This window comes from Escherichia sp. KCJ4928, from assembly GCF_004352695.1.
GTDB lineage: Bacteria > Pseudomonadota > Gammaproteobacteria > Enterobacterales > Enterobacteriaceae > ECMA0423.
Genome location: NZ_SJWV01000383.1, coordinates 1 through 1557 on the forward strand (window position 1 = coordinate 1; position 1557 = coordinate 1557).

The window sequence follows — 1557 nt, forward strand, 5'->3', positions numbered from 1 at the left end:
GTATATTTTTTAAGCTTGTTATTCATTGGTTAAGTAATAAATCTGGAAGTTTGTCTTTGTTTTGAGGCTAATGAGTGGTTTTACATAACCGCCTCTATACGCTGTTGATGAATAGTTCTTATGAATAAAGATATCCAGTTCATACTTTAAGTGAAAATTGATAAAGTGCGATTCGTATTGTCTTTTATTCTAAAGACATCGAGTGTAGTTAATATTCCTTGTAAAAACAGGGATAAACCGAACTAGTTAAAGTTTTTATTATGTTCCCTGCATCAGCGGGGATAAACCGGACTTGTTATCATTTTTTAAGTTGTCGAACTTATGTTCCCCGCGTCAGCGGGGATAACCATTCAGGTATGTTCAGGCCGGGCAGTTTCCCGCCCGGCCTTCCTCACTTACGCATTCGACCAGCTCTGGATCGAATCCACATTCCCCAATTCCCCATGCATCACTTCATACGATTTTTTCAGGATCACATCAGTATGTTTGGTTAGGTCTTTGAAAATGCCTTTATTCATCGCGTCGTAGCGTTTGGCATTGCTCTCAATCGGTATAAAGATATCTTTCACGCGAACCATCTTATCAACAGCCGTTGCGTAATCCGGGTATAGCCCCAGACCTACCGCTGTATTAATCGCTGCTCCCAGACTTGCACAACCGTTAATGGCGTTACGGCGTGCCGGAAGGTTGAACACGTCGGCAAAAATTTGCATAAACAGATCGCTGTTCGAACCGCCGCCAGTAATGATCACATGCTTCGCAAAGTGATTCATTTCATTACACATATTGTCGTAATTGTTCTTCAGCGTTAGCGCCACACTTTCCAATATCGAACGATATATCCATGCGTAATCCATGCTGGAATCAAAGCCGATCATAATCCCGCGTTTGTACGGTTCCCACGGATTGGTCAGCCAGTCCAGCACCGTCATCAGCCCATTACAGCCAGGTGGCACACTAGAGGCTTTCTTGTTGAGTAAATCTTCCGGTGAAAGATCCTGCGCCCTGGCATCCTGAATTAACGACTCGCCTAACATGTCACGCAGCCAGCTCACCGTCCACATACCTTTGCGAATACCGTAACCTTCATACAGCAATGTTTGCGGAATAGAAGACATAATCGGCCAGTACGCCACCGGATCTTTCGGCAGTGCTTTGCCGTTCATCATCAATGCGATGTAAGTGCCAAGAGAAATTACCGCAGTTTCATCATCCAGTAATCCGGCCCCCAGAGCTTCTACCGGTTTATCACTGGTGGTACAAACAACCGGCAGTCCTGCCGGGAAATGTGTCGCCAGTGCGGCTTGTGGTGTGATATGTCCGAGGACGGTGCCAGGCATTTGCACATCAAACAGCATATGACGGGGGATATTAAACTTATCCATTACCGCAGCATCTTCGCTCCATGATCTTACCCAGCAATAGTGGACACGCGGCTAAGTGAGTAAACTCTCAGTCAGAGGTGACTCACATGACAAAAACAGTATCAACCAGTAAAAAACCCCGTAAACAGCATTCGCCTGAATTTCGCAGTGAAGCCCTGAAGCTTGCTGAACG

Annotated in this window: 1 pseudogene; it reads right to left on the bottom strand. The window is 45.5% G+C overall.

Going from position 1 to position 1557, the window contains the following annotated elements:
* Nucleotides 1–395 precede the first annotated feature (395 nt).
* Nucleotides 396–1409 (bottom strand): annotated as a pseudogene (locus tag E0D98_RS24070) (FGGY-family carbohydrate kinase); the annotation flags it as partial.
* Nucleotides 1410–1557 lie beyond the last annotated feature (148 nt).